The sequence below is a fragment of the Thermoplasmata archaeon genome (assembly GCA_035622275.1).
GTDB lineage: Archaea > Thermoplasmatota > Thermoplasmata > Lutacidiplasmatales > UBA184 > Lutacidiplasma.
In genome coordinates this window covers 127,497-152,206 of record DASPVQ010000020.1, presented here as the reverse complement: position 1 = coordinate 152,206, position 24,710 = coordinate 127,497, and the positions used below count along the sequence as shown (strand labels likewise).

Annotated in this window: 25 protein-coding genes and 1 tRNA gene; 12 read left to right on the top strand and 14 right to left on the bottom strand. The window is 71.3% G+C overall.

What is annotated here, in order from left to right; all coding sequences use genetic code 11:
* Positions 1 to 4: 4 nt before the first annotated feature.
* Entirely contained in the window at positions 5 to 1,045 is a 1,041-nt protein-coding gene (locus VEL82_06160; GenBank protein ID HXW67440.1) for a hypothetical protein, read from the top strand.
* Between the two features lies 1 nt (position 1,046).
* Here VEL82_06160 and VEL82_06155 read toward each other — a convergent pair whose 3' ends face one another.
* Both VEL82_06155 and thsB read right to left on the bottom strand, forming a co-directional pair.
* Positions 1,047 to 2,003 (bottom strand): metallophosphoesterase, encoded by a 957-nt coding sequence (locus VEL82_06155; GenBank protein ID HXW67439.1) that lies wholly within the window; start codon positions 2,001 to 2,003, stop codon positions 1,047 to 1,049.
* 126 nt (positions 2,004 to 2,129) lie between these two features.
* Positions 2,130 to 3,797 carry a thermosome subunit beta gene (gene thsB, locus VEL82_06150; protein HXW67438.1) on the bottom strand — a complete coding sequence of 556 codons (1,668 nt, stop codon included), beginning with the start codon at positions 3,795 to 3,797 and terminating at the stop codon, positions 2,130 to 2,132.
* A 205-nt stretch (positions 3,798 to 4,002) separates the two neighbouring features.
* Between thsB and VEL82_06145 the strand changes: the two genes are divergently transcribed.
* Together VEL82_06145 and VEL82_06140 are read left to right on the top strand one after the other, a co-directional pair.
* Complete coding sequence (locus VEL82_06145; GenBank protein HXW67437.1) at positions 4,003 to 4,326, top strand: hypothetical protein; 324 nt, start codon at positions 4,003 to 4,005, stop codon at positions 4,324 to 4,326.
* A gap of 90 nt (positions 4,327 to 4,416) precedes the next feature.
* A complete protein-coding gene (locus VEL82_06140) occupies positions 4,417 to 5,718 on the top strand; it encodes an MFS transporter (protein ID HXW67436.1) in 1,302 nt (433 codons plus the stop codon).
* Here the strand turns inward: VEL82_06140 and uppS are convergent.
* Both uppS and VEL82_06130 read right to left on the bottom strand, forming a co-directional pair.
* Positions 5,651 to 6,463 carry a polyprenyl diphosphate synthase gene (uppS, locus tag VEL82_06135; protein HXW67435.1) on the bottom strand — a complete coding sequence of 271 codons (813 nt, stop codon included), beginning with the start codon at positions 6,461 to 6,463 and terminating at the stop codon, positions 5,651 to 5,653. The two genes, VEL82_06140 and uppS, sit on opposite strands and share 68 nt — an antisense overlap.
* A gap of 64 nt (positions 6,464 to 6,527) precedes the next feature.
* Positions 6,528 to 6,634 (bottom strand) — tRNA-Asp (locus VEL82_06130).
* Between the two features lie 181 nt (positions 6,635 to 6,815).
* Between VEL82_06130 and VEL82_06125 the strand changes: the two genes are divergently transcribed.
* The gene (locus VEL82_06125; GenBank protein HXW67434.1) at positions 6,816 to 6,968 is read left to right on the top strand and encodes a hypothetical protein; all 153 of its coding nucleotides are present in this window, start codon (positions 6,816 to 6,818) and stop codon (positions 6,966 to 6,968) included.
* Here VEL82_06125 and mtnA read toward each other — a convergent pair.
* From mtnA to gcvPA, 5 genes are read right to left on the bottom strand one after another with little or no spacing between them, the layout of a single operon-like run.
* Positions 6,965 to 7,969, bottom strand: a complete 1,005-nt coding sequence (mtnA, locus tag VEL82_06120; GenBank protein ID HXW67433.1) for an S-methyl-5-thioribose-1-phosphate isomerase — start codon at positions 7,967 to 7,969, stop codon at positions 6,965 to 6,967. The genes VEL82_06125 and mtnA overlap by 4 nt on opposite strands.
* Before the next feature lie 7 nt (positions 7,970 to 7,976).
* Positions 7,977 to 8,999, bottom strand: coding sequence for an ATP-dependent 6-phosphofructokinase (locus VEL82_06115; GenBank protein ID HXW67432.1), 1,023 nt, complete (start codon positions 8,997 to 8,999; stop codon positions 7,977 to 7,979).
* The gene (locus VEL82_06110; GenBank protein HXW67431.1) at positions 8,996 to 10,102 is read right to left on the bottom strand and encodes an aminopeptidase P family protein; all 1,107 of its coding nucleotides are present in this window, start codon (positions 10,100 to 10,102) and stop codon (positions 8,996 to 8,998) included. Before VEL82_06110 ends, VEL82_06115 begins: the two co-directional genes overlap by 4 nt.
* Positions 10,099 to 11,586, bottom strand: coding sequence for an aminomethyl-transferring glycine dehydrogenase subunit GcvPB (gcvPB, locus tag VEL82_06105; protein ID HXW67430.1), 1,488 nt, complete (start codon positions 11,584 to 11,586; stop codon positions 10,099 to 10,101). Before gcvPB ends, VEL82_06110 begins: the two co-directional genes overlap by 4 nt.
* Positions 11,583 to 12,962 carry an aminomethyl-transferring glycine dehydrogenase subunit GcvPA gene (gene gcvPA, locus VEL82_06100; protein HXW67429.1) on the bottom strand — a complete coding sequence of 460 codons (1,380 nt, stop codon included), beginning with the start codon at positions 12,960 to 12,962 and terminating at the stop codon, positions 11,583 to 11,585. Before gcvPA ends, gcvPB begins: the two co-directional genes overlap by 4 nt.
* Positions 12,963 to 13,075: 113 nt before the next feature.
* On the opposite strand from gcvPA, the gene VEL82_06095 reads away from it, so the two are divergent.
* Positions 13,076 to 14,185, top strand: a complete 1,110-nt coding sequence (locus VEL82_06095; GenBank protein HXW67428.1) for a GTPase — start codon at positions 13,076 to 13,078, stop codon at positions 14,183 to 14,185.
* Positions 14,186 to 14,269: 84 nt separating this feature from the next.
* The gene (locus VEL82_06090) at positions 14,270 to 14,791 is read left to right on the top strand and encodes a hypothetical protein (protein ID HXW67427.1); all 522 of its coding nucleotides are present in this window, start codon (positions 14,270 to 14,272) and stop codon (positions 14,789 to 14,791) included.
* Positions 14,792 to 14,806: 15 nt separating this feature from the next.
* Here VEL82_06090 and VEL82_06085 read toward each other — a convergent pair whose 3' ends face one another.
* A complete protein-coding gene (locus VEL82_06085; protein HXW67426.1) occupies positions 14,807 to 16,039 on the bottom strand; it encodes an MBL fold metallo-hydrolase in 1,233 nt (410 codons plus the stop codon).
* Between the two features lie 80 nt (positions 16,040 to 16,119).
* Between VEL82_06085 and VEL82_06080 the strand changes: the two genes are divergently transcribed.
* The 3 genes from VEL82_06080 to VEL82_06070 are packed head-to-tail and all read left to right on the top strand — an operon-like array spanning position 16,120 to position 18,315.
* The gene (locus VEL82_06080) at positions 16,120 to 16,929 is read left to right on the top strand and encodes an inositol monophosphatase family protein (protein ID HXW67425.1); all 810 of its coding nucleotides are present in this window, start codon (positions 16,120 to 16,122) and stop codon (positions 16,927 to 16,929) included.
* Positions 16,926 to 17,804 carry an NAD(+)/NADH kinase gene (locus VEL82_06075; GenBank protein HXW67424.1) on the top strand — a complete coding sequence of 293 codons (879 nt, stop codon included), beginning with the start codon at positions 16,926 to 16,928 and terminating at the stop codon, positions 17,802 to 17,804. The genes VEL82_06080 and VEL82_06075 overlap by 4 nt, the downstream gene beginning before the upstream one ends.
* The gene (locus VEL82_06070; protein HXW67423.1) at positions 17,779 to 18,315 is read left to right on the top strand and encodes a Mov34/MPN/PAD-1 family protein; all 537 of its coding nucleotides are present in this window, start codon (positions 17,779 to 17,781) and stop codon (positions 18,313 to 18,315) included. The genes VEL82_06075 and VEL82_06070 overlap by 26 nt, the downstream gene beginning before the upstream one ends.
* Before the next feature lie 3 nt (positions 18,316 to 18,318).
* Here VEL82_06070 and VEL82_06065 read toward each other — a convergent pair whose 3' ends face one another.
* Both VEL82_06065 and VEL82_06060 read right to left on the bottom strand, forming a co-directional pair.
* The gene (locus VEL82_06065; protein ID HXW67422.1) at positions 18,319 to 19,911 is read right to left on the bottom strand and encodes a radical SAM protein; all 1,593 of its coding nucleotides are present in this window, start codon (positions 19,909 to 19,911) and stop codon (positions 18,319 to 18,321) included.
* A 91-nt stretch (positions 19,912 to 20,002) separates the two neighbouring features.
* On the bottom strand, positions 20,003 to 20,275 hold the full coding sequence (locus tag VEL82_06060) for a hypothetical protein (GenBank protein HXW67421.1): 273 nt from the start codon (positions 20,273 to 20,275) through the stop codon (positions 20,003 to 20,005).
* 160 nt (positions 20,276 to 20,435) lie between these two features.
* On the opposite strand from VEL82_06060, the gene VEL82_06055 reads away from it, so the two are divergent.
* Positions 20,436 to 21,014 carry a CBS domain-containing protein gene (locus VEL82_06055; protein HXW67420.1) on the top strand — a complete coding sequence of 193 codons (579 nt, stop codon included), beginning with the start codon at positions 20,436 to 20,438 and terminating at the stop codon, positions 21,012 to 21,014.
* Here the strand turns inward: VEL82_06055 and VEL82_06050 are convergent.
* A complete protein-coding gene (locus VEL82_06050) occupies positions 21,011 to 21,973 on the bottom strand; it encodes a P1 family peptidase (GenBank protein ID HXW67419.1) in 963 nt (320 codons plus the stop codon). The two genes, VEL82_06055 and VEL82_06050, sit on opposite strands and share 4 nt — an antisense overlap.
* Positions 21,974 to 22,072: 99 nt before the next feature.
* Here VEL82_06050 and VEL82_06045 point away from each other — a divergent pair, with 99 nt between their 5' ends.
* Both VEL82_06045 and VEL82_06040 read left to right on the top strand, forming a co-directional pair.
* Positions 22,073 to 22,660 carry a hypothetical protein gene (locus VEL82_06045; GenBank protein ID HXW67418.1) on the top strand — a complete coding sequence of 196 codons (588 nt, stop codon included), beginning with the start codon at positions 22,073 to 22,075 and terminating at the stop codon, positions 22,658 to 22,660.
* 123 nt (positions 22,661 to 22,783) lie between these two features.
* Positions 22,784 to 24,217 (top strand): MFS transporter, encoded by a 1,434-nt coding sequence (locus VEL82_06040; protein ID HXW67417.1) that lies wholly within the window; start codon positions 22,784 to 22,786, stop codon positions 24,215 to 24,217.
* On the opposite strand, the gene VEL82_06035 is transcribed toward VEL82_06040, so the two are convergent.
* Positions 24,192 to 24,671: a hypothetical protein gene (locus tag VEL82_06035; GenBank protein HXW67416.1), complete on the bottom strand. Its 480-nt coding sequence runs from the start codon at positions 24,669 to 24,671 to the stop codon at positions 24,192 to 24,194. The genes VEL82_06040 and VEL82_06035 overlap by 26 nt on opposite strands.
* Positions 24,672 to 24,710 lie beyond the last annotated feature (39 nt).

Here is a 24,710-nt window from a genome sequence, read left to right as displayed (position 1 = left end):
GTTCGTGGGCGAGCTCGTCAGCCTGGTGATCGACCCGCTGCGCGGGGAACGCGTCTCGCTCGAGCTGCCCCTGACGAGCCGCACGTCGCCGGAAGCGGCGCGGGCCGAAGTGGGCCTGCCCGACTGGGTCGACGTCGCGGACCCGATCGTCGCCCGCGCCGTGATGCTCCTTGGCGCGGCCCGCCGCGCCGACCCCCCCGTGTCGCTCGCGGTGCTGGGCGGCGCCGCCCATCGGCTGCGGTGCCCGTCCAGCCAGCGCTCGGAGCTCGGGCTGCGACGAGCGCTCCATGACCTTGATCTCGCGTGTCTGCACAAGGAGCTGCGCGCCGTGCGTCGGCTCCTGGAGACGGCGCACGAGCGCGAGGGCAGCGCCCTGCGGATCTTCGAGACGTCGGGCGACCGGATCTTCAACTCGCTGAGCGAGGGCCGCCGACTGCGCTACCACATGGTCCTCGGCCAGGACGGGCCGAACGTGGCCGTGGGAAGCGTGGACCTCCTGGCCGACGAGTTCCGGTTCTGCCATCGGATCGACCTTCGGGACGACGTCCGGCGCGCGCCCGAGCAGCACGGGACCCTCACGCCCGCGCTGCTCCTGCTCGCCAAGTTGCAGTACATCCAGCGCGTCCCCGACACGGCGAGGGGTCCGGTCGCCGACCGCTTTTTAGAGCCGTTCGGGCGACACGAGATCCTCATCGGTCCCGAGGCGAAGGACGTGCGGGACGTGCTCGCCCTGCTGCTCGATCATCCGATCGACGAGTCGGCCGACGGGATCTCCCCGCGCCGGATCGACGAGCTCCTGCGCAAGGACTTCGGGTTCTGGAGGACCGTATCGCTGAACGCGGGGCTCCTCCTCCGCTCTCCGCTGCTCGCGGCATTGCCCGAGGTCGAGCGGGCAAAAGCCCGGGCCCAGGTGGACGACCTCGTCCGCCGGCTGGGGGGAATCGTGCCGAAGCGTCGGCTCGGGCTCCTCGGGGGGCCGTGGTGGGAGGAGGTCGACGCACTGCCGGCCGTCGACGGCACGGCGACCGTTTCGACGGGACCGTGAGCTAGCCGCTGGTCAGCACCGCCGAACGCACCCCACCCTCGCCGAGATCGACCACGGCGCCGAGCAGGGCCCCCTCCGTGTAGGCGCTCCCGCAGTTCATCGACAGCGTGCGCCCGAAGCGGGTCGTGCCGCGCGACTCGTGGATGTGACCGTGGAGGCCGAGCAGGGGCTGGTGCCGCTCGAGCGCGGCGCGCACGGCAGTGCTCCCGACGTGGACGAACTCGGGATCGCCGCCGGGGGACATCACCTTCGTGAGCGAGGCGTCCAGCTTCGGGGCGAGGTCGAGCGGGGCGCCGAACGGCGGCACGTGTGCGTTGAGGACCGCGTTGGCCGGGTCCTCGAGCTTCGCCCAGCCGTCGTCGAGCTGCCGGGCGATCGCCTCCTCGGGCAGCTCCCGGTGGGTCGCCCAGGGCGTGGGATTGCTGTAGGGGAGGGTCAGCATCTCGTGTCGCTCGTCCAGGCGGAGGATCTCGAGGTCCGTCAGCTCCGCGACCGGGTCGTCCTCGATCACGCGCTCCATCGGCGTGAGGTCGTCATTGCCGAGCCCGAGCAACAGACGGGCCCCGCTGCCCGCGAGTCGCGGCCGCGCCCAGTCGAGCCATCGTCCGAGTTCCTCGCAGGCCCGCCGGACGAACACCGCGTCCAGCGCGCCGGGCCGGGCCTCGAGCTCCGCCCACTCCGCGCGCGTCGTTCGGAACGGCACCGTCGCCGCGTCGCGGAGCCCGGCTTCCAGCCGCTCGAGCTCCGTGTCGTTCGCCGCGGAGCGGCGCACCCCCTCCACGCGCGCGGTCCACCCGTCCGGGCCCGAGAAGATCGGGGTCAGCGTCTTCGCGGCGATGTCGCCGCCGACCAGTAGGACGTCGGCGCGGTAGACCTTGGCCGCGTTGACGAACTTGCGCCAGCAGACGCCCGAGCCGTGCAGGTCGGCGACGAAGAACACCCGGGTCGGACGCGCCACCGCTCGGCTCCGCGGGCCCGGGAGGTCGGCCGGCGCAAAAGGTTAGCCGGAAAACGGACGCAGAACGCTCCCGGGGGAAACCCTCGGGAGCGGAGGAACGGGTTCGCGCGGTTCGCGGAAGCGGGCTCAGTCCTCGCCGAAGTCGCCGCCGCCCATGCCACCCATGCCGCCCATGCCGCCACCGCCGGGGCCGCCCGGGCCGCCGGAGGGAGGGGGCGAGGACTTGGACGCGATGACGTCGTCGATCCGCAGGATCATGACCGCCGCGTCGGTGGCGCTCTCGATCGCCTGGCGTCCGACCCGGATCGGCTCCAGGACGTGGAGCGCCGCCATGTCGTCGACCTTGCCGGACTGGACGTTGACGCCCGCGTTCGTGTGACCGCTCTTGTGGGCCTTGCGCAGCTCGATCACGATGTCGATCGGGTCGAGCCCGGCGTTCTCCGCGAGCGTGCGCGGGATGGTCTCGAGCGCCTCCGAGAAGCTCTCGAACGCGAGCTGCTCGCGGCCCCCGATCTTCGCCGCCTCGTCGCGCAGGTGGAGCGCGAGCTCCGCCGCCGTCGCGCCGCCGCCGATGACGTACCGCCCGTCCTCGACCGCGACCGCGACCACGTTGAGCGCGTCATCGAGCGAGCGCTCGATCTCGTCCAGCACGTGCTCCGTGCCGCCGCGGATGAGGATCGAGACGGCCTTGGCCTTCTTCGCTCCCGTGACGAACGTGAGCGAATCCTCGCCGATCTTGCGCTCCTCGACGAGCGCGGCGGCGCCGAGGTCCGAGGCGGTCAGCTCGCTGACCTTCGAGACGATGTTCGCCCCGGTCGCCTTGGCGAGCTTCTCCATGTCGGACTTCTTGACGCGGCGGACCGCGAAGATCCCCTCCTTCGCGAGGTAGTGCTGGGCGAGGTCGTCGATCCCCTTCTGGCAGAGCACGACGTTCGCTCCCGCCTTCTTCACGGTCTCGACCATGCGGTGCAGCATGTTCTCCTCCTCCTGGAGGAACGCGTTCAGCTGGCTCGGGTCGTTGATCTCGATCTTGGCGTCGATCTCGGTCTTCTTGATCTCGAGCGCGGCATCGAGCAGCGCGATCTTCGGGTTCTCGACGCGTGGGGGCATACCCGCGTGGACCTTCTCCTTGTCCACGATGACGCCCTCGATCAGGGACGTGTCGGAGATCTGGCCGCCCTGCTTCTTGATCAACTGGATGTTGTCGAGATCGACATAGTGGCCGTCGCCCTTCTTCTCGGCGACCGCGCTCACCGCCTTGACCGCGATCTCGCCGAGAGACTCGCGGTTGAACGAGACCGACTTCGAGGCCATCGAGGTGACCGCGATCCGCCGGAGCGTGTCGAGGTCGTTGGTGCCGACCGGCTGGCTGACCTGGTTGAGGATCTCGAGCGCCTTGCGCGAGGCGAGGCGGTAGCCTTGCGAGATGATCGTGGGGTGGATGTTCTGTTCGACGAGGGACTCGGCGCGCTTCAGCAGCTCACCGGCGAGAACGACGGCCGTGGTCGTCCCGTCCCCGGCCTCCTGGTCCTGGGTCTTGGCCACTTCGACCAGCATCTTCGCGGCGGGATGCTCGACGTCCATCTCCTTGAGGATCGTGACCCCGTCGTTCGTGACGACGACGTCGCCCATCGAGTCGACCAGCATCTTGTCCAGTCCGCGCGGGCCGAGCGTCGAGCGCACGGCATCGGCGATCGCCTTCGCGGCCTGGATGTTGTTCGTGAGCGCTCCGCGCCCCTTCTCCCGCTTCGTTCCCTCTCGCAGCACCAGAATCGGCGTGTTCCCTGCCATCATGTTCTCACCACCGAAGTTCCACTCGGTGGTCAGGTTCGGTAGAAAAGCCCTTCTATTTAATGAATTCGTAGGCCCCTATCGGCGGTGCGGGCGGTGGCTCCGCCGGGCCCTCGACGGCGCGCGGTCGGGCTAGGGCGCTCCTCCCTCGCTGCCGAGGCCCTCACGAAAGCATCATCTCACCGCTCGGGGCTGGGGGACGGGTCCGATGAGCGCCGAGCTGTCGGAAGAGTTCGACGCCGACGTCGCGCAGGACGAGATCCTCGCCGGCGGCGGCCACTATTCGCTGGGGACCGTGCCGGGCACGACCTGGAAGGCGCTCGTCCTCATCGGCGCCGTCGTCACCATCTTCGGACTGCTCTTCGAGCTCATGATCCACGGGTACGTCTATCCGCTGCCGGACTACCTACCGACGCCGCTCGGCATGACGCTGGTGCTCGCGGTCCCCGTGGCGGGACTGTTGACGCTCATCGCCGGACTCGCGCTTGCGGCCCGCGCTCGTCGCGAGCCACCGCTCGAGCCGATCGTCTAGCCGCGCCGGGCCGGCGCGGGTCCGCCTACCGGGAGCGCGGTCGCCGGGGTTATCCTCGGGGAGCCGTGGCCCTCCCCGGCACCGGGGACCATGGTGGGGTCGACCTACGCTCGGCTGTTGCGGAACGCGAACTTCCTCCGGATCTTCTCCGCGGGCATCGGATCGTACGCCGGCACCTCGATCGCCGCCGTCTGCCTGGTCTGGCTCGTCGCGGCCGATACCGGGTCCGCGCTGGACGTGGGATTCCTCGGGGTCGCCGCGCTGGTGCCGGCGATCCTGGTGAGCACGCTCGGAGGGACGCTCGTCGACCGCTTTGACCGACGCCGTCTGATGGTCATTTCCGACGTCGTGCGCGCGCTCGCGCTCGGCGCGGTCGCCGCCGTCCTCTGGACGCGTGGCTTCGACCTGGCCACCGTGCTGGCGGCGAGCGCGGTCGTGGGAGGCTTCACCGTGATCTTCAACCCGGCCGAGCAGGCGCTCGTGCCCGCGATCGTGTCCGAATCCGAGGTGGCCGACGCGAACGGGCTGGTGGGATCCAGTCGCTCCGCGTTCCAGTTCGTCGGCGCGGCCGTGGCCGGGGTGCTGATCGTCACGGTCGGACCGGTGACGGGCGTCGCCGTGAACGCGGCGACGTTCGCGATCTCGGCCGCGCTGATCTCGGGGATGCTAACGCCCCGATTCGTCCCGGACCCGGCCCGCCCCGGCTATCTCGCCGACCTGCGCGGCGGCTTCGCTTGGCTCTGGAAGGCCCAGGGCTTCTTCCAGCTGACGATGTCGGCGATGGTGTTCAATTTCTGCAGCACCGTGGTCGGGACCTTCCTCGTGTTCTACGTCACGGAGGTGCTGCACGCCTCCGCGCTCGTTTTCGCCGCGCTCCAGGCGGCCCAGGTGGCGGGTCTCTCCCTGGGATCGCTGCTGGTGGGCCGGCTCGGCGCGGTCCGCTACGCGGGCAAGGCGTGGGTCGTTCCGTACGGGATCGTCTCGGGAGTGCTCGCGCTCGCGCTGCCCCTGTGGCCGTTCGCGCCGGCGGCGATCGGCGTGATGTTCGTCCTCGGTGCGCTGGGCGGCTTCGCCGGGACCGCCTGGCTCACCGCGGCGCAGCTCCTCGTGCCGGCCGAGATGCAGGGTCGCTACTACGGCATCGACGGCCTGGGCAGCTACGCGATCCTGCCCGCCGCGGAAGTCGGCGGTGCCCTCCTCATCGGAGCGTTCGGCACGTCGCGGACGTACCTCATCGCCGCGATCGTCTGGGTGATCGCGGGCGCCGCGTTCCTGTTCGCGCGGGCGCTCTGGGATCTCGCCGTGCCGCCCGGTCGTCTCGGGCTCACTCCCCATAGCGACGGCGACGCAGCTGAAACGCCCGGATCGCGCGGAGGAACTCCAGGCGCGTGAGGCCGGGCCAGAGCACGTCCGAGAAGTACAGCTCGCTGTAGGCGGACTGCCAGAGCAGGAAGTTCGAGATCCTCTCCTCCCCGCTGGTCCGGAAGATGAGATCGGGGTCTGGCAGGTCTCGCGTGTAGAGGTGGCGGGAAACGGCCGTCGAGTCGATCCGCTCCGGGTCGAGCGCCCCGTCGCGAACCTCCCTCGCGATCGCCCGGATCGCCTCGACGATCTCGTCACGGCCGCCGTAGGCCAGCGCGACGTTGTACTGGTAGGCGTCGTAACGCTCGGTCGCCCGCTCCGCGATGCCGATCGCCTCCTGCACGCGTGCCGGGAGCGCCGCGCGGTCGCCGATCACCCGGACCCGGATCTGGTGGCGGTGCACGCGCTCGTCCACCGCAATGTCCCGCAGGGCCCGGTCGAACAGGTCCATCAGTCCCTCGACCTCCTCCGGCGACCGGGAGAGGTTCTCGGTGGAGAGGGCGTAGACGGTCAGGATCCGGATCTGGAGCTCGAGGCACCAGTTGAGCAGCTGCTCGAGGGTGTCGCGGCCCGCGGCGTGGCCGTCCTTGATGCCGAGGCCGTGGGCGCCCGCGAAGCGCCGGTTGCCGTCCATGATGATCGCGAGATGGTTCGGCACCGGCGCGGCCCGCACGAGCTCGAGCAGCCGGCGCTCCTGCAGGTCGCGCAGCGTGTCGCCCACGATGTGCGAGAGATACGGCGATGACGACCGGCGGGGCGTCGAGCCTTCGGCCACGACCGGCCTAGGCCCGAGCGGGCATAAGGGGTCCATGCCGCGGCGCGCCCCGCGCGCGGGGAGGCGCCCTGGTCGGGAGTTCCGGGTCCGGGGGCGCGCGACCCCCGGATCCTTCGAACCCGAGTCGCAGGCTCGACAGACCTACATCCTAGACCGCTAGACTACCAGGGCAGCCTCGCGGGCCTAACCGTTCGCTGCTATGAAACTTGCCGCCCGCGCGGGCGCACGCGCGCGCGCCGCGCGCGTGCGCAGCGCGAGGGCGCGAGCGCGGCGCCGACCCGTCCTGCGAGTGGAGGCCTCGGCTTATCTATCGAGGGCGCGAACGTCAACGCGAGGAAGCGAGGTCGGATCCATGACCGCGATGATGAGCTGGTTCCTGACGGTGCTCGGGGTGCTCGCGCTCGTCGTCGTCCTCAATCACCTGGGGGTCGACGTGAGCGCCGCGATCGGTTCCCTGGTCCGCAGCGGCGAGCATCTGCTGGGCCACCCGCTCGCCACGAGCTAGGCGCGCGACGCGCGGCGAGCCCGCGCGCGCAGCGCGCCGGCGAGACGGGCCGGACGCACGACCCCGTCCGGCGTGACGAACGCCGTGACGTAGCGCGCCGGCGTCACGTCGAAGGCGGGATTTCGGGCGTGGCTGCGGGCCGGTGCCGTCGCACGGCCGGTCAACGTCAGCACCTCGTGCTCGGCCCGCTCCTCCACCGGGATCGCCGCGCCGGTGGCCCGAGCGACGTCGAACGTGCTCCACGGCGCCGCGACGTAGAACGGCACCCGGTTCTCGTGGGCGACCACCGCCTTCTCGTACGTCCCGATCTTGTTCGCGAAGTCGCCGTTCCGCGCGATCCGGTCCGCGCCCACGAGGATCGCGTCGACCTGGCCCGTCCGCAGGAAGTGGCCCGCCGCGTTGTCGGCGATCACCGCGTGCGGGATGCGCTCGCGGGCGAGCTCCCAGGCGGTCAGGCGCGAGCCCTGAAGGAGCGGCCGCGTCTCGTCCACCCAGACGAACAGGTGGGCGCCCCGGTCCCGGGCGACGCGGATCGGGGCGAGCGCAGTGCCCCACTCGACCGTCGCGAGCGCGCCCGCGTTGCAGTGCGTGAGCACCCGCTCGGCGGAGCGCAGGAGGGGCGCGCCGGCGGTGCCGATGCGGTGGCACTCTTCGACGATCCGGGCGCGGTAGTCATCGGCGGCGCGGACCACGTCCTCGCCGGCGACCCAGGCCCGCCGCACGGTCTCGATGCCGACGAACAGGTCCACCGCGGTCGGCCGTGTTGCTCGGAGAAGGGCCGCCGCTCGATCGGGTGAAAAGCGACCTTCCCGCTGACCGAGTACCATCCCGTACGCCGCGGCGACGCCGATCGACGGCGCCCCGCGCACCGCGAGCGTCCGGATCGCCTCGGCGGTCTGCCGCAGCGTGCGAAGGTGCCGGACGACCGTCCGGCCGGGCAGCGCGCGCTGATCGAGGATGGACAGGGTTCCGCGAGCGTACCAGAGCGCCCGGACCGGCATGAGCGGGCTAGCCTTCGAAGGTGTGGAGGAGATCGAGCCAATCCGGCGTCACGAGCTTCGGGGCGCCGACCGCCTCGGCGAACGGGATCCCCACGATCGCGCCGCCCCGCAGTACCGCGACCTCGCCGAAGCGCCCGGCCAAGGCGAGGTCGACCGCCCCGGCGCCCAGGCGCGTCGCGAGGAGGCGGTCGAACAGCTCCGGCGCCCCGCCTCGCTGGATGTGTCCGATCTGGGCGCTGCGCGACTCGACGCCCGTCCGCTGCTGGATCCTCCGGGCGAGCTCGGCCCCGACCTCCCGCTCGCCCAGGAGCTCGTGCCCGAACTCGTCCGCCGCTCCCGCCGAGCCCTTGCGCGGGCCGAGGTCGATCCCCTCGCTGGCGACGACGAGCGCGTGGCCCCGGGCGGCGAGGGCGCGCCGAACCCGATCGAGGAGCGCCTCCTCATCGTAGGGCTCCTCGGGCACGAGCGTCGCGTCCGCTCCGCCCGCGAGCCCCGTCGCGAGCGCGACCCAGCCGGCGTGACGGCCCATCACCTCGAGCACGATCGCGCGGTGGTGGCTCTCCGCCGTATCCCGCAGGCGCTCGAGGGCGTCGACCGCCACCGCGACGGCCGAGTGGAAGCCGAACGTCCAGTCGGTGCCGGCGACGTCGTTGTCCATCGTCTTCGGCACCCCCACGACCTGGCCGCCTCGGCGAGCGAGCTCGCGCGCGGCCGAGAGCGTGTCGTCGCCCCCGATCGCGACGAGCGTGTCGACGCGGTGCCGGGCGAGGGTCGCCACGACCTTCTCCGCGTCGGCCTCCTTGGCGAACGGGTTCGTGCGGGAGCTCCCCAGGATCGTCCCCCCGCGCGCCAGGATTCCGGCGACGACTTCCGGCGGCAGGGGCCGCACGAGGTCGTCCCGCACGCCCTTCCAGCCGTCCGAGAATCCGAGGGTCTCGTGCCCGGAGCGCGCGGCGCGCCGGACGACCGCGCGGATCGCCGCGTTGAGGCCGGGGCAGTCCCCGCCCCCCGTGAGGACCCCGAACCTCACGCCGCGACCTCGACGTACTCCCGCGGAGTCGTCGTGAGGAACTCGTAGCCGCTCTTCGTGACGACGATGTCGTCCTCGATCCGCACGCCGCCCCGTCCGACGAGGTAGATCCCCGGTTCGACGGTGAACGCCATGCCCACCTCGAGGGAGTCCTGGGCGTTCGGCCCGTAGCTCCAGCCGTCGTGGACGGCGAGCCCGATCGAGTGTCCCAGGCCGTGCGTGAACCGGCCCTTCCAGGGCGACGCGTCGATCACCTTCTGCGCGGCCGCGTGGACGTCCTTCGCCGCGACCCCCGGTCGGATCACGCCGAGGGCGGCCTGCTGGGCTCGCTCGACGGTCTCGTGGACGCGCTTGAGCTCGTCGTCGCGACGACCGAAGTGGAACGAGCGCGTGATGTCGCTCGCGTAGCGGTGGAACCAAGCGCCGAAGTCGCAGACGATCGAGTCGCCCGCCTGGAGCTTCGTCTCGCCGGGCGAGTAGTGCGGCTCGGCGCTGTGGGCCCCGAAGCCGACGATCGTGGAGAACGAAGCGCCGCGCGCTCCGTAGCGGTTCATCCGGTACTCCATCTCGGCCGCCAGCTCGACCTCGCTCATGCCGGCCTTGAGGAGGGACGGGATCTCGCGGCCGACCTTCGAGCCGATCTCGGCCGCGCGGCGCAGCAGCTGGAGCTCGTTCGGGTCCTTCGTCACCCGCGCGATGCGGATCGCGTTCGAGGTGTCGACCCACTTCGCATCCGGGAACACGTCATCGAACTTGAGGAACCATTCGTGGGTGAGCTCGCGAAAGTTGAGGCCGATCGAGCGGGCGTTCCCGAGCAGCTTGCGGACCTCGCGAGCGGTCTCCTCCCGCGGCGCGACGTGCACCTTCACGTGCGGGTCCCGCTTCGCCGCCTCGAACGCGGTGTCGGCCTCGAGCGGGGCGGTGACGATCGCGAGCTCGCCGTCCGGGTAGGCGATCGCCGCGGACGCCTCGAAGAGCCCGGAAGGAACGTCGAAGACGTAGAAGAAGGTCTGATCGAGATGCGGCTCGGTGGCGTTCGCGAGCACGATGGCGTCCGGCGCGGGATCGAGGTGGGAGAAGATCTTCTGGACGCGGGGCTTCATCGGGCCGAGCCTACCGACGGCGCCCCTTCAACCTTTGGGGCGGTCTCGCGCAGGTCCTTCCAGGAGAGGCGCGGTTCGCGCGCCGCGCGGACCTCGTCGATCCGGCCGACCGAGAGCGAGCGAGGGGCCGCGTGGAGGTTCTCGTCGGAATCCGCGAGCGAGCGCTCGATCGCCGCCACGTAGCCGTCGAGCTCGCGCTTCGACTCGGTCTCGGGGAGCTCGATCATCAGCGCCTCGTCGACGATCGTCGGGAAGTAGACGGTCGGGGCGTGGACCCCCTCGTCGAGCAGGCGCTTGGCGAGATCGAGCGTGCGCAGGCCCCGCGCCCGGAGCGGCGTGCCCGAGAGCAGGAACTCGTGCTTGACGAGCGTGCGGAACGGACGGGGCAGGCTGCGGCCGAGGCGGGCGCCGAGATAGTTCGAGTTCAGGACGGCGCGGCGGGCGACGTGCTTCAGGCCCTCCTCGCCGTGAGTCAGCGCGAAGGCGTAGGCCCGCAGGTCGAGCCCGAAGTTGCCGTAGGCGGCCTTGATCTTGCCGATCGACTTCGGACGGTCGTAGTCGAGGCGGAACCGCCGCCCCTCCTTCACCACGCGTGGCACCGGGAGGTACGGCCCGAACGTCTCTCCCGCCGCGAGGACCCCGGCGCCGGGACCCCCGCCCCCGTGCGGGGTCGCGAACGTCTTGTGGAGGTTCAGGTGCGCGACGTCGAAGCCCATGCGACCGGGGTGCGTGATCCCGAGGATCGCGTTGAGGTTCGCGCCGTCGTAGTAGAGGGTGCCGCCCGCCCCGTGAACGATCTCGGCGATCTCGAGGATGTCGCTCTCAAAGAGGCCGGCCGTGTTCGGGTTCGTGAGCATGAAGCAGGCCGTCCGGTCGCCAACGGCGGAGCGCAGTGCCGTGAGATCGACGCAGCCTTCCGTCGACGGGAGCTCGCGGGTCGTGAAGCCCGCCATCATCGCCGAGGCGGGGTTCGTGCCGTGCGCCGTGTCCGGTAACAGGACCTCCGTGCGTTGCGCGAGGGTGCCCTGGTCGCGGAAGTAGGCCCGGACCATGAGGAGGGCGGCCCACTCGCCGTGCGCGCCCGCGGCCGCCTGCAGCGAGACCTCGGGGAGGCCCGTGACCTTGGCGAGGAGACGTTCGAGCCGCCAGAGGATCTCGAGCGCGCCCTGGGTCGTCGCCTCCGGCTGGTACGGATGGAGGTCCGCCGCCCCCGCACGTCGCGCAAGCAGTTCGGAGACCTTCGGATTGTACTTCATCGTGCAGGAGCCGAGCGCATAGGGCGACGTGTCGATCCCGAAGTTCATCTGGGACAGGCGGGTGTAGTGGCGCACGACTTCGAGCTCGGAGAGCTCGGGCCACCGGACCGCCTCCTTGCGGCGAAGTCGCTCGGGGACCCCGGGGATCGGCGCCGGCGCTGCCGCCTCCGACTCCGGTACGAGGTCCCAGACATTTGGCTCGTCCCAGCGGGCCTGACGGAAGCTCATGGCCCCTGCCGCGCCGTCGCCGCGCTGCGCGCGGAGCGGACGTACTTCTGGATCTCGCGATCGCCCACGGCCTCCGAGACCCCGACGAGCACCCGCGCCGGGCTCGGGCTCGCACCCGGGCGGGGGTCGGCGAGGGAGTGCCCCCCCAGGATCTTCTTGCGTCGCAGGCGCTCGAGGAACTCGGCGGCGTCGACGTGGGCGAGCTCGATCGAGAACTCGCCGAGGTACGGCGCGTCGAACCGGGGCGACTGGATTCCGTCCACCCCGGCGAGGCCGCTCGAAAGGGTCCGTGCCTTCTCGGCGAGCGAGGCCTGGAGGGCGGCAAGCCCTCGCGGGCCGACCACCGTGGCGTAGACGACGAACGCGAGCGCCATCAGCGACTGGTTCGTGCAGATGTTCGAGGTGGCCCGAGAGCGCCGGATGTGCTGCTCCCGAGTCTGTAGCGTGAGAGCGAAGGCCGGCCGGCCCGCGACGTCCCGGGTCGCGCCGACAATCCGGCCGGGCGCGAGCCGCACGAGCTCTCGGCGGCAGGCGAACAGCCCGAGGAGCGGGCCGCCGAACGATGGCGGGATCCCGAAGCCCTGGCCTTCGCCGACGACCACGTCCGCGCCGTAGCGGCCGGGCGGCTCGAGTACGCTGAGCGAGAGGGGATCCGCGGCGACGACGAGCGGGATCGACCCCAGGATCGCCTTCAGGTCCGCGATCCCTTCGTCCAAGTGGCCGAAGCCGTTCGGCACGTCCGCCAGCATGCCGAAGACTTCCCCGCCCGCGACCGCCCGTCGCACGGCGTCGAGGTCGATGCGGCCGGTCCGACCGTCGAACGGGACCTCCTCCAGCGAGAGGTTCGGGCCGCTCGCGTAGTTGGCGAGGACGCTCTTCTCCTCCCAGGGAAGGCTCGCGGGGACGAGGAACCGGCGTCCCTCGTGCGCCCGGCGGCAGAGCAGGAGCGCCTCGCCCTCCGCCGTGGCACCGTCGTAGAGCGACGCGTTGGCGACGTCGAGCCCGGTCAGCTCGACCCAGAGGCTCTGGAACTCGAAGAGGGCCCGGAGCATCCCCTGGCTGGCCTCAGGCTGGTAGGGCGTGTAGGACGTGTAGAACTCACTGCGCGAGACGATCGCGTCGACCGCGGCCGGCGAGTATCGCGGGGCGATCCGGCCTCCGAGAAAGCTCGCGAACTTAGCGAGCGGCTTGTTGCGATCGAGCAGGCGGTCGATCTCGCGAACGACCTCGCGCTCCTCGTGCCCTGGACCGACGCCGAGCCGTCCGACGCGCGCCTTCTTGGGCACATCGGCGAAGAGCTCGTCGACGGACGAGATCCCGAGCGCCGACAGGAGGGCCGCCTCCTCGCCGGGCTCGTCGCGGATCCAGCGAGGCACGCCTCTCCCCGGAGGTCGGCCGAGTCGGCCGTGCCATAAATCGCTTCGGACTCTCGCGGCCGTGGGACAAAGGTAATCGCCGCTACCGCGTGCCCGACCGAGGCGGGCGGACCATGGGTACCAGCCGTGTTCGTCCGGCGCGCCGAGCGCCCGCGCGAGCGCCCGCGTCGGTCGGGATCCTCGACACCGCCTTCCATCGCGCCTCGCTCGCCACCCCCCACGGGGAGACCAAGGCGGCGCGGGACCGGCTCCGTGCGCGGCTGAAGATCGTCCGCAGCGCCGCGACCATCGTACGGCACCTGCGCCTGGAGACCCGGCGGCTGTCGCCCCCCCGGCTGACCGAGTTCGAGCAGACGCTGGTCGACGAGACGCTCGGACGGGGGGTGCTGGCGCGATCGGTCACGCGCCTTCGGCGCGCCGAGGAACGGATCCGCGGGCTCGCCCGCGAGGCCGAGCGCGGGATCGCCCGGGCCTCCGGACCCGAGGAGCTCGGGGAGCGTGTCCGCGCCTTCTACGGCCGCGTCTCGAGCTTCGTCCGCGAGGTCGACCCGGATCTTGCCCGGGCGAGGGAGATCACCGCGTTCCTGCGCCGTCGTCCCCAGCTCGAGCCCGGCGCGCCCACGCTCGTGGTGGCCGGCTTCCCGAACGTCGGCAAGTCCTCGCTGGTCGCGCGGCTCTCGAGCGCCCGTCCGAAGATCGCGGACTACCCCTTCACGACACTGTCGATCGCGGTCGGTCACGCGGACCTGGGCTTCGACCGACTCCAGGTGCTCGACACGCCGGGGGTGCTGGGGCGCACGGATCGGGCGAATCCGGCCGAGCGCGAGGCCTCGACCGCGGTCCACCGCGCCGCCACGGTCGTGCTGTTCGTGATCGATCCGACCGGCCGCTCGGGCTACAGCGTCGCCGAGCAGGAGGCGTTGCTCGAGCGGTGGCGGGAAGAGCTTCCCAGGACCCCGATCATCGCGGTCGAGACCAAGTCCGACCTCGCGACGCAGGAGACCGGTCGGCTCCGGGTCTCGGCCGTAACTGGCGCGGGCATCGACGCCCTCTGGGCTACACTGCGTCCGCAGCTGCGGCCGAGGGGGGAGTTGCCGCCGGTGCAGGAGGAGCTCGTGGAGACTCCCGAGGCGATCGACAATTCGGGGGTCTCCCGCGGCGCCGACCGTGCGGATGGCGCCGACGCACCGCCCGCCCGCCGGAGTCCTCGTAAGCGCCGGTAGACGCCCGCCCACCGCAGGAGTGGAGGGCGGGCGTTCCGCCGGCGCGGAAGAAGCTAAACTCGGGCAGGGCCATAGCGAAGTGCGATGGGCGGGTCGGTGGCGCTCCGACTGGCGGGCGGGAGCGGGCTCGTCACGGCGGGACTGGCCGCGGCCGTCCGATCGGTCTACGTCACGGTGGTCTCGAGCGGTTCGTCCACCGCTGGGAATCTCGGCCCCCCCGTTACGCTCCAGTTCGTCGGTCTCGCCTTCGACCTCGGCTGGCTCCTCGCGGCGGTCTGCCTGATGACGGCGGGCGCTGTCCTGGTCTACCTCGCGGGGCGCGCGGAGGGCCGCCGCCTCGGCGCTGCTCCGGCGCGGAGGGAGGTCGCGCGCCACGACGATTCGCTCGTCTACCTCCTGGTGGCCGCGGTCCTCTTCCTCTGGTCGTTCAGCTGGGCGCTGGCGTCGGTCGGGCTCGCCGCCGGCACGGGGGTCGTGGTCAGCCCCTGGGGCCTCCTCGGCACCGCGGCGGTCGCCGCGGGGGGAGCGGCAGCGCTGTTTCGCGCGGGCCGCGGGGGACGCGTCGCGGCGGCGCACCGCGTCCGCGTCGCGTCACGGGCGGCGTAGCGGGCGCCCCGGCGCTCAGAGCGAGAACGACTTCCCGTTCTCGGGCAGGAGGACGTTGACAGAGCTCGGAAGGGCGTCGCGCAGCGCCTCGCGGTGGTCCCCGTGCATCAGGACGACGGTGTGGGCCCGGCTCTCCCGCGCGAGCCGCACGAGATCGGAGTGGCCGGCGTGGGCCGAGAAGTCGAACTTCTCGACCTGGCACGCGGGGTGGATCGTCGTGTCATCGATCGTGAGGGTCCCCTCGTCGAGCAGTTGGCGACCGTTCGAGCCTTCGACCTGGAAGCCGGTCAGGAAGATCGAGCTGTTCGCATCGCGGTACAGCTCGCCGACATAGTAGAGCACCGGACCGCCGTCGAGCATTCCGCCGGTCGTCACGATCACGTCGGCCTCGCGTAGCGCCTTGCGACGCTCGCCCGGGTGCTCGACGACGTGGACCCCCTCCAGCGCGCGACGGAAGCGCCGGGCGTCGGCGAGGTACTCCGGCGCGCTGAGGTAGATCTCGTTGACCGCCCGCGCCATGCCATCGAGGTACGTCTCGAAGCCGGACGATGCGAGCGCCATCAGCACCTCCTGCGCGCGCCCCACGGCGAAGGCCGGGACGATCACCTTGCCGCCGCGCTCAACCGTCTCGGCGACCTGGTCGCGGAAGCGGCGCTCGGTCTCCTTCCGGTCCGGGTGCTCGCGACCGGCGTAGGTCGACTCCATCACCAGGATGTCGCATTCCACCGGCTCGGCCCCGCCCACGAGGTGCGTGGGGATCGTCTGAAGGTCGCCCGTGAAGAGCACGTCCTTCGCACCCCGGTAGAGCATCATCGAGGCGCCGGGGATGTGCCCGGCCGGTGTGAGCTCTACCTCGATGCCGTGGTGGCGGAAGGTTCCCCGCCGGTCGACCGCCGTGAAGCGGCCGTGCAGCGCGTGGATGTCCTGCGGGGTGTACGGGGCGAGGTACCCCTCGAGCCGGGCGACCTTCAGCGCGTCCCGGGTGAGGAGGTCCGCGACGGCGATCGTGACCGGGGTCGCCACGATCCGCGCGCGCGGCAGCCGGCTGAGCACCGGAGTCATGCCGGAGTGGTCGAGGTGCGCGTGCGACAGGAACGCCACGTCGACGCTCGTCGGCGCCGGCCGCGGGTACGACGGCGGGTCGGTCGGCGTCATGCCGTAGTCGAACAGCAGGGTTCGGCCCTGATCGCGCACGACCAGGCCGAGGGAGCCGATCTCGGAGGCCCCTCCGAGGAACTGGAGGTCCATCGCGTCCGCGTACGGTGGGGCGACATAACGTAATCCGCCCGCCGAGAAGGCGTCATAACCGCGACCCACGTCCCGGCCGCGTGGCCGGGCGCGACCCCCGCGACCTCGAGGTCCTCTACCGGGCGAGCGTCCGGGTGCACGAGATCGTCCGGGACGCCCAGAGCTCTCCGCACCGGGCCGACGTCGTCGCGATCGGCGCCTCGGGCACCCCGACCGAAGAGCTCGACCACCTGGCCGAGACGGAGATCCTTCGCGTCCTCGACGCCGAGGGGGTCGACTGGAACCTGCTGTCCGAGGAGATAGGGCGCGTGGAGCGGGGCGGCGCGCGGACGCTCGTCGTCGACCCGATCGACGGCACCCACAACGCGTTGCGCAACCGTCCGTTCTACGCCGTCTGCCTCGCCCTCGGCCACGACCACCTGGCCGGGATCGAGGCCGGCCTCGTCCGGGATCTTCACCACGGGACGACCTGGTGGGCGGCCGAAGGGACCGGCGCGTTCCGCGATGGCCGTCCGATCCGCGTGCGCGCCTGGGACGCCCGGACCGAGACCGTCTTCCTCAATCTCGGCTCCAACGCGACCGAGCGATCGCTCCGGCTCGCCGGCAAGGCACGGCGGGTGCGGTCGCTCGGCTGCGCTTCGCAGGAGATCCTCATGGTGGCGCAGGGCAGCGCCGACGGCTACTTCTTCGAGAACCGAACGGAGGAGCGCAACCTGCGCGCGACCGACCTCGCCGCGGCCTACCGCATCCTGTTGGAGGCCGGCGGGGGGATCGCGGACGCGACCGGGCACAGCCTCGAGCCGTTCCCGCTCGGCCTGGAGCGCCGCACGAGCGTGCTGGCCTGGGGCGACCCCGCCTTCCGAAGGACGCTGGAGGCGAACTACCTGTGAGGATCGGCCTCACGGCGCATCCGGAGAAACCGCACGCCCTCGCCCTGGCCGAGCGGGTGGTCGAGCTCGTCGGAGACCGGGCGGAGCTCGTGCTCAGCGACGAGATCCCGGCGGTCGCGCCGCGCCGGCCGCACGCCCCGCTCTCGCGCCTCGGGGCGGACGTCGTCGTCGCGATCGGTGGCGACGGGACGTTCCTGCACGCGCTGCGGCGCACCGAGGTGCCGCTGCTGCCGATCAACGCCGGAACGGTCGGAGTCCTCGCCGAGGTCGAGGCCCGCCGCCCGAAGGAGATCGACTTTGCCGTCGAGCGGCTGCTCCGGGGCCTGTACTTCCTGGAGGAGCGCATGAAGCTCGCGGCCCAGATCGGCACGAAGATGCTACCGGACGCCACCAACGAGTTCGTCGTGCACTCGGCGGCGGTCGCGAAGATGGGGTGGTTCGAGCTCGCGTTCGACGGCCACGTCGCCGGGCGGCTGCGGGCCGACGGGCTGATCGTGGCGAGCCCGACCGGCTCTACCGGCTACGCGCTGAGCTCGCGCGGGCCGATCGTCGACAGCGCGGTCGACGCCATCCTGTTGATCGCGATCGCCCCGTTCCGCACCGACCCGCGCGCGGTCGTGCTCGAGCCGTTACGTTCGGTGCGACTGCGGCCGGTCGAGGAGGGCCCGGGGGCGATCGTCGTCGCCGACGGCGACGATGAGTTCCCGGTCACCCCGACGCAGCCGGTGACGATCTACCGCTCCCCCCGGCGCGCGGTTCTGGTGCGATTCGGCTCGCAGTTCTTCCACCGGCTCCAGGGCAAGCGGATCCTTCCCTGGTCCGAGGAGTTCGCCGAGGAGGGCCCGGCCCTTGCCGATCTTCCGCCCCCACCGTAGGCGGCCGGAGGGCGGCGCGCGCCTCGGCGACACGCCCACCACCATCACCCGCGCGGCGCTCGATAGCGCGCTCGCGAGCGCGCGCTCGGCCTACCCGAACGAGTTCGGGGGGGTGCTACGCGCCGACCCGCCGGGGGTGATCAGCGAGCTGCTGCTGCTGCCCGGCACCGTCGCCGGGCGTCGGCACGCGAACTTCCAGCTCTGGATGCTGCACGCGGACCTGTCGGTCGCCGGGACCGTGCACTCCCATCCGTCCGGCGCGCTCCACCCCTCGGACGCCGACCTGCGGCTCTTCCGCAGCTGGGGCCAGCGCCATCTGATCCTCGGCGCCCCGTACTCCCTCGGCGCCTGGCGCGCCTACGACGGCAACGGCCAGGAAACGCATCTTTCGGTGGTGGAGACGCGCGGAGGAGCGCCCGTGCCCGAGCCGAGCGTCTATCGGCAACGGCCGCGCCCGCCCGGCCCGCCGTCCTCCGCGAAGGAGGCGGCGTTCCCGGAGGACGAGGCGTAGCGACTACTCGCGCACCGGGATCGTCGGGACCGGGAGGCGATCCGGGTACCGGTTCGGGTCGACGATGTCGCGGCCCTGCTTCGGCGACGGGCTGTAGAGCCCGTGCATCTTCGTGATCCCCTCGAGGAAGTTGATGAACAGGCGGAAGGACGCGCGGTAGAGCCGCGTGTGGTTGCCTTCCCAGTCGAAGAAGTCGTTGAGCAGCCCGCGCGACTGCCGCAGCCCGTGCGTGAGGGCGCGCTTCAACAGCTCCTCCTGGAGCGGCGAGAGACGGTCCCGGCGGAACCAGTCGCGGGACTTGAGGTGCCCGAGCGGCACGAAGAACATCGGAACGAGGATCGCCTTGAAGTCCCACAGGTCGTCGATCAGGTCGATCGTCCGCGCGACGTCGTCCTCCGTCTCCTGCGGCAGGCCGACGATGAACGTGCAGGCGGGATAGACGTGGTTGTCGTTCATCAGTCCCGCCGCCTGGACGACGAGCTCGGGCCACTGCGACGCCTTGAACGGCGCGACCTTGCCCGGCATCGCGGCGGTGATCATCCGCGGCGAGCCGGTCTCGACGCCGACCTCGACCCCCCACCAGGTCTGCTTGTCGTCGACGAGGACCTCGGCGCACCTCGACAGGAGCTTGGGCTTCGTCATGAGGGAGGCGACCGCGACGTGGCTCCAGCCGACCTGCTCGTAGTAGCGCTTGGCGAGCCGGAGCAGGGGGATCAGCTTGTCCTCGTGCGGCATTACGTTCGGGCTGCCGTAGAAGTAGACGTCGTCCGAGTGCAGCAGGCCCTTGCGGATCCCGAGCCGGGCGTTGACCCTCAGCTCCTCCTCGATCTTCTCGAGGGGGTACCAGCGCGTCGGTCGCGTCGTGACGGAGCAGAACGAGCAGCCGCGGCAGCAGCCCCGGCCGATCTCGATGAGCCCGTTGACGCTCGGGAAGCGGATCGAGGAGATCTGCTCGACCTTGGGCGCCTCCTTCGCGCTGAGGACGACGTGCGGCGGCAGGAACTCGTCGCGCAGTGCCTTCGCGACGATCTCCTTGACGAAGATGTCGCTCTCGCCCTCGACGACCGCGTCGACCCCGCCGAACGAGTCGAGGAACTCCTGGATCCACGGCAGCTTCATCCGGGTGGCGGGCGAAAGCTGCCAGGCGCACGGTCCGCCCGCGATGATCTTGAGACCCTGCTTGCGCGCCTCGACGACCGCGGGCTGGGTCAGCATCCGCTTGAAATTGACGCAGTTCAGCGGCTCCTTCTTCATCACGCCGCCGAACGTAGAGCTCGGCGGGTTGAGGCCGAAGTAGTCGTGGCCTGAGATCAGGAGGACCTTCGCCTCCCCCGGCATGTACTTGTCGAGGTGGCCCGGGTGCACGATGCGGGCATCGAAGCCACCGTCCATCAGGGCCGCCTCGATCTTCCGCATCCCGTACGGCGCCTGCCGCGGGAAGCCGTGCTCGTCGACGGGCATCGGAGGGTAGAACATCCGGGCGTAAACCGACTCGGGCAGGAGGTAGGCCGGGGTCGTGGTCCCGAAGCCGAGGAACTCCTTGCCGTGGTGGTTGCTCATCATCGTCCAGTCGCACGTGATCACGACCTCGGGCATGGAACCTCCCCGACCTGGACGGTCAGAATCGCAGCGAGCACGAATGCCCCCTTTTTATCGGTTGCGAAGCGCCGGAAGCGACAGATCCGGCTCACTCGAAGTCCGCGTCGTCATCGTCCCGGGGCAGGATGCCGTCGAACTGGTCGGCGCCCTCCTCGGGCGCGTCGGTCCCCTCGCCGGTCTCCCGGAACGCGGGGTCCCGCTGCAGCAGATGGACCCGGACGCAGTCGCGGTGGGCCGGGCTGCCGTTCCAGGAGCTGGTCTCGGCCGGGTTGCCGAGCGGCTCCTTGCACAGCGTGCAGACCTCGGGCGGCGGGCTGATCCACGAGATCTGCCGGGACGGCGCGTTCATGGTCTCGCCCACCGGGAAGCGGTCCGGGAACTTGTACCCTTCGGGGAATTTCAGCGCCGGGAACGAGGGAGGCGGCGCGGCGAGTTATCCGACCGCCTCCGGGAAAGGATATCGGCGGACCGCGGTACGGCCGAGCGGCCCCCGTCGGTCCGGTCGGACCTGGGGCGATGCCATGGACGAACTCACCGAGGTCCGCAAACGCCGCACGGCCCTCGGGGTCTCGCTGGGTGAGCTTTCGCGGGCCGTCGGGCGCAGCACCGCGACCCTTTCGCGCATCGAGCGGGGCCAGATCCGACCCTCCTACGAGCTCGTACAGCGGATCCTCGCCTATCTCGAGATGCACGAAGGGACGCGGACGCCGCGACTGACCGTCGCGGACATCATGAACCGCGAGCTCGTGACGATCGATTCCACCGCCACCCTCGCGACGGCCGCGCACCGTCTCGAGAGCGGGGCGTTCTCCCAGTTACCCGTCGTCGAGGAGGGGCGGGTCGTCGGCTCGGTGAGCGAGGCGGGACTCCTGCGAGCCCTCGCGCTGCCCGGGGCGAAGCGGACCCGGGTGGGCGACATCCTCGAGAGCGCCTACCCGGTCGTGGACGAGGCGTTCCCGGCCGAGCTCCTCCCCGGACTCTTCGGACGGTACCCGGCGGTCCTCGTCGCCCGTCGTGGTGAGCCGATCGGCATCGCCACGAAGACCGACCTGATCCGCGGGCTTCGAGGGACACCGCTGCGTCGCCGCGCGACCGGCTAACGACGGGCGGAGCGGTTCGCGGCCCGGATCGCATCGAGCAGCGCTGCGACGGCGAGCTCCGACGCCGCCGTGCCCAGGCGGTCCGCGAGCTCCCCGGGCCGCTCCTCCCTCGGCGAACGCCGCACGACGCCCGTCGACGCCACGAACACCGCGTCCCCGTCCGTCGAGCTGTGGAACGGGTGGATTGCGGAGGCGAGGCCCGCATGCGCCATCGCAGCGATCCGTTGCAGCGCCGCTCGGCCGACGGATAACTCCACTGCGACGAGCGCGAGGGTCGTGCCGGTCGGTCGATCCCGACCGCGGGCGCGCTCGATCGGCGGCTGGATCTCTCCTCGCGGACCGCGCGCGCCGGCCAGCCAGCGGCCGTTGGACGGATCGCGCACGGCGCCGACCGGGTTGGCGGCGACCAGCGCGCCCACGGCACCGAGCCGACCTATCCGCCGCGCGGCCGAGCCGATCCCGCCGAGCATCGCGCGCGCCCGTCCGAGGTACTTTCCCACGGTCGCCCCCGCGCCCGCGCCGACTCGGCCGCACGCCACGGGCGCCCGGCCGGCGCGGCGAGCTGCCTCGTAGCCGAGGGGCAGATAGTCCGGGACCGGGCCCGAACGACGGGGCAGGTCGAACAGGGCCGCCCCCGAGATCGGGATCACGGGGTTCGGGTTCCCGAAAGCGCTCTGGCCCCCACCGGTCTCGGCGATACGCACCCGTACACCGCGCGCGGCGTCCAGGCCGAAGAGACTGCCGCCGGCGAAGAAGACCGCCCAGCGTCGGCCGAAGGTGGCGTCGAGGCCCAGAGAGGCGATGTCGAAGGTGGCCGACGCTCCCCCGCGCACATCGACCACGACGGGTGCGGGAGGCACGAACAGTGTCACCGTGACGCCGCTCGTGCCGTCGGGTGTCTCGACCTGGCCGACGCGCAGCCCGCGGACCAGCGTCATCGTCGCAGGAGAGGAGCGCACGCATCAGGGAGGCGCTCCAACCGAAAAGGGGTGCTCCCATGTCACCGAACGGGCGATCGGGCGCGGAGGTTATCTGTGAGGTCTCTTCGACCCGCCGCGATGCCGCGCGCCAAGTCGAAACCCCCGCCGGAGCCGGAGCCCGACCCTCCGAAGGGGTTCCGGATCGTCCGGGACCTCCCGGTCGGGCGGCATCCGCTCCTCGCCGCGTTCCCCGGTCTCGAAGCGCTGCCGATCGCTCGCCGCCTCGAGCCGGACCCCGCGAGGCGCGAGCGCATGTTCGAGGACACGTGCATCGAGGTGGTCGACGCCGACATGTGGATGTACGTCGCGCCGTGGGACCTGCCGCCCCAGTTCAAAGGGCGCTGGCGGCCGGTCGTCGCGCCGGGCTCCGATTGCATCGTCGTCGGCCAGAGTCACCTCCGCGACAGCCCCGCGCTCGTGCTGTTCATGGACATCTACCACGAGCTCTGCCACGTGCGGCAGCGTCGCGGCGGCGCGAACCTGTGGGAGCCCGGCGTCCGCTACGTGGACCGCTGGACGGAGATCGAGGCGTACCGGCTCGTGGTGGACGAAGCGCGCGAGCTCGGCGTGTCGGATCGATTCCTGCGCGACTACCTCAAGGTCGAGTGGATCTCGGCGGCCGAGCACCGGGTGTTGCTCGGGACGCTCGGGGTGCCGGCGAAGTAGGTCGTCGAACGCGCCCGCTCGCCCGGTCGGCGCACGGACCGCGCCCGGGTTCGCGAGGAACGCCGCCTTTATCCCTCGGACCCCGGCAATCCCCTGCCACCCCGAGGTTCTCGGCGTCCGCGCATGGACATCAAGGCGCATGTCCCGATCCGGCCGTCGACGAGCGACCTGTGGTTCCTGGCCTACCTGCCGCTCGCGATCTCCGACGGGATCGCGACCCCGCTGATCCCCCTCCTCGCGCTCCAGAAGTTCTCGGCGAGCGCGTTCGCGGTGACGATCATCATCGCGGCCTCCGCGATGAGCCAGGTACCGTTCACGATCCTGTGGGGGAACCTGTCCGACCGGGTCGCGCACCGCAAGTACTTCCTCGTGGCGTCGTTCCTCGCGACCGGTGTCAGCATCATCGCGATCGCCCTCGCCCGCGACATCCTCACCTACTTCTGGCTGAACATCGCGGAGGGCCTCGCGTCGGCGGCGAGCGCCCCGATCGGGACGATGCTCCTGCTCGAGACCCGCCACAAGCGCTGGTGGCCGACCGACATCGGCTTCTTCGGTCTGATCTCGGGCCTCGGGTCGACGGCGGGCCTCGCGCTCGGCTTCGTCTGGCTCTTCGTGATCGGGGTCAACGAGAACGTCATCGCGGCGATGACGGCGCTGCTGCTGCTCTCGGGCGCGCTCGCCCTGCTGTCCGCGGGCATCGCCTGGGCCTGGATCGAGGAGCCGAACGATCGCATCGAGCGTCGCAGCGTTTCCGACCTCATCCATCTCCATCCGGGAGTGACCGAACGCGTGCGACAGATCCGCACCCGCGTCGTCGGCATCATCGACCTGACCCGCTCGAGCGCGCAGAAGCTCCCGGGCAAGGAGTACCTCTTCCTCGCCGCGCTCGGGGTGATGAGCGCGGGCTTCGACATCTTCTACGGCCCGTTCCCGGTCTTCCTCTGGCGCAACGCTCACTTCACCGACGCCGGCGTCTTCATCGTCTACCTGGGCGCGGCGGTCGCCTCGACGGCGCTGTTCTTCCACTCGGGCCGGGCGGTCGACACGCACTCTCCCAAGCGGATCTTCCTCGGCTCGCTGGCCGGGCGCGTCGGGCTGATGCTGCTGTTCCTGTGGGGTCCGCTCTACGTCCTCTTCGGGCTCGGCAGTCCGGCGCTCCTCGGCTGGCTCACGCTGCTCAACGGGCTGCTCGGCGTCACCTGGGCGTTCATCAGCACGGCGAGCACGCTGTTCCTCGTGCGGCTCGTGGGCCGCTCGGCGCGCGGTCGGGCGCTCGGCCTTTATAGCGCGGTGGCGGGCGCCGGCGGCCTCATCGGGACCCTGCTCGGGGGCTGGCTGTACGCGACCTGGGGGGTCCACCTCACCTACTCGCTCGCCGCGCTCATCGTGATCGTCGGCGGCCTGATGCTCGCGCCGATCCCGTTCCACCTGTTCCGACTGCCCCACAGCGCGGGCCACCGGCACCCGACGCTCGCGCGCAGCACGCGGGCGGCCGTCCCCGCGCCGCCCCGCCGATGGGACGGCGCGGAGCTCACGCGAAGAACGTCTCCCAAGTGAGCGTGCGGATCACGTAGCCGAGCGCGAGGTTCGCGAAGAACGGCTCGAGCTCGCTCGGATAGCCCTCGAGCCGGCAGGAGCGGAAGCCGAGCTGCACGGTCGCGACGGACTCGTTCCCGCGCAGGATGCCGAAGCGGCCGGTGAGGCGCTCGTTGATGGTGAGGTGCACCCCGTTGTAGTCAACCGTCATCGGGCCGAGCGGCTGGGAGACCGTGCGCCAGCGCTGGTCGCCCACCTGGATCCGGATCTCGTCGTTCTTGCGCAGGTAGGTGACCGTCGAGTGGACCTCGGCCGGGCGGCCGGGCAGGAACGTGTGGTACTCGGTGGAGAACAGCGCCGCCACGGCGGCGCCGACACCCTGCTGCTCCGACTGGACGGGCCGGCACTCCCAGAGCGCGTCCCCGACCTTGATCTCGATGACGTTCCTCAGCACGCGGGCCGTTGCGAGGATCATCCGCCGCCTTCGACGGCGTCCTGCACCGCCCCTTGACTA

Coding starts and splice junctions, on each gene's coding strand:
- VEL82_06140 (HXW67436.1), top strand. CDS start 4,417: ATGGTGGGGTCGACCTACGCTCGGCTGTTGCGGAACGCGAACTTCCTC.
- VEL82_06065 (HXW67422.1), bottom strand. CDS start 19,911: ATGCCCGAGGTCGTGATCACGTGCGACTGGACGATGATGAGCAACCAC.
- VEL82_06095 (HXW67428.1), top strand. CDS start 13,076: ATGGGTACCAGCCGTGTTCGTCCGGCGCGCCGAGCGCCCGCGCGAGCG.
- VEL82_06090 (HXW67427.1), top strand. CDS start 14,270: ATGGGCGGGTCGGTGGCGCTCCGACTGGCGGGCGGGAGCGGGCTCGTC.
- VEL82_06145 (HXW67437.1), top strand. CDS start 4,003: ATGAGCGCCGAGCTGTCGGAAGAGTTCGACGCCGACGTCGCGCAGGAC.
- gcvPB (HXW67430.1), bottom strand. CDS start 11,586: ATGAGCTTCCGTCAGGCCCGCTGGGACGAGCCAAATGTCTGGGACCTC.
- mtnA (HXW67433.1), bottom strand. CDS start 7,969: ATGCCGGTCCGGGCGCTCTGGTACGCTCGCGGAACCCTGTCCATCCTC.
- VEL82_06055 (HXW67420.1), top strand. CDS start 20,436: ATGGACGAACTCACCGAGGTCCGCAAACGCCGCACGGCCCTCGGGGTC.
- VEL82_06045 (HXW67418.1), top strand. CDS start 22,073: ATGCCGCGCGCCAAGTCGAAACCCCCGCCGGAGCCGGAGCCCGACCCT.
- VEL82_06125 (HXW67434.1), top strand. CDS start 6,816: ATGACCGCGATGATGAGCTGGTTCCTGACGGTGCTCGGGGTGCTCGCG.
- VEL82_06040 (HXW67417.1), top strand. CDS start 22,784: ATGGACATCAAGGCGCATGTCCCGATCCGGCCGTCGACGAGCGACCTG.
- thsB (HXW67438.1), bottom strand. CDS start 3,797: ATGATGGCAGGGAACACGCCGATTCTGGTGCTGCGAGAGGGAACGAAG.
- VEL82_06035 (HXW67416.1), bottom strand. CDS start 24,671: ATGATCCTCGCAACGGCCCGCGTGCTGAGGAACGTCATCGAGATCAAG.
- VEL82_06110 (HXW67431.1), bottom strand. CDS start 10,102: ATGAAGCCCCGCGTCCAGAAGATCTTCTCCCACCTCGATCCCGCGCCG.
- VEL82_06085 (HXW67426.1), bottom strand. CDS start 16,039: ATGGACCTCCAGTTCCTCGGAGGGGCCTCCGAGATCGGCTCCCTCGGC.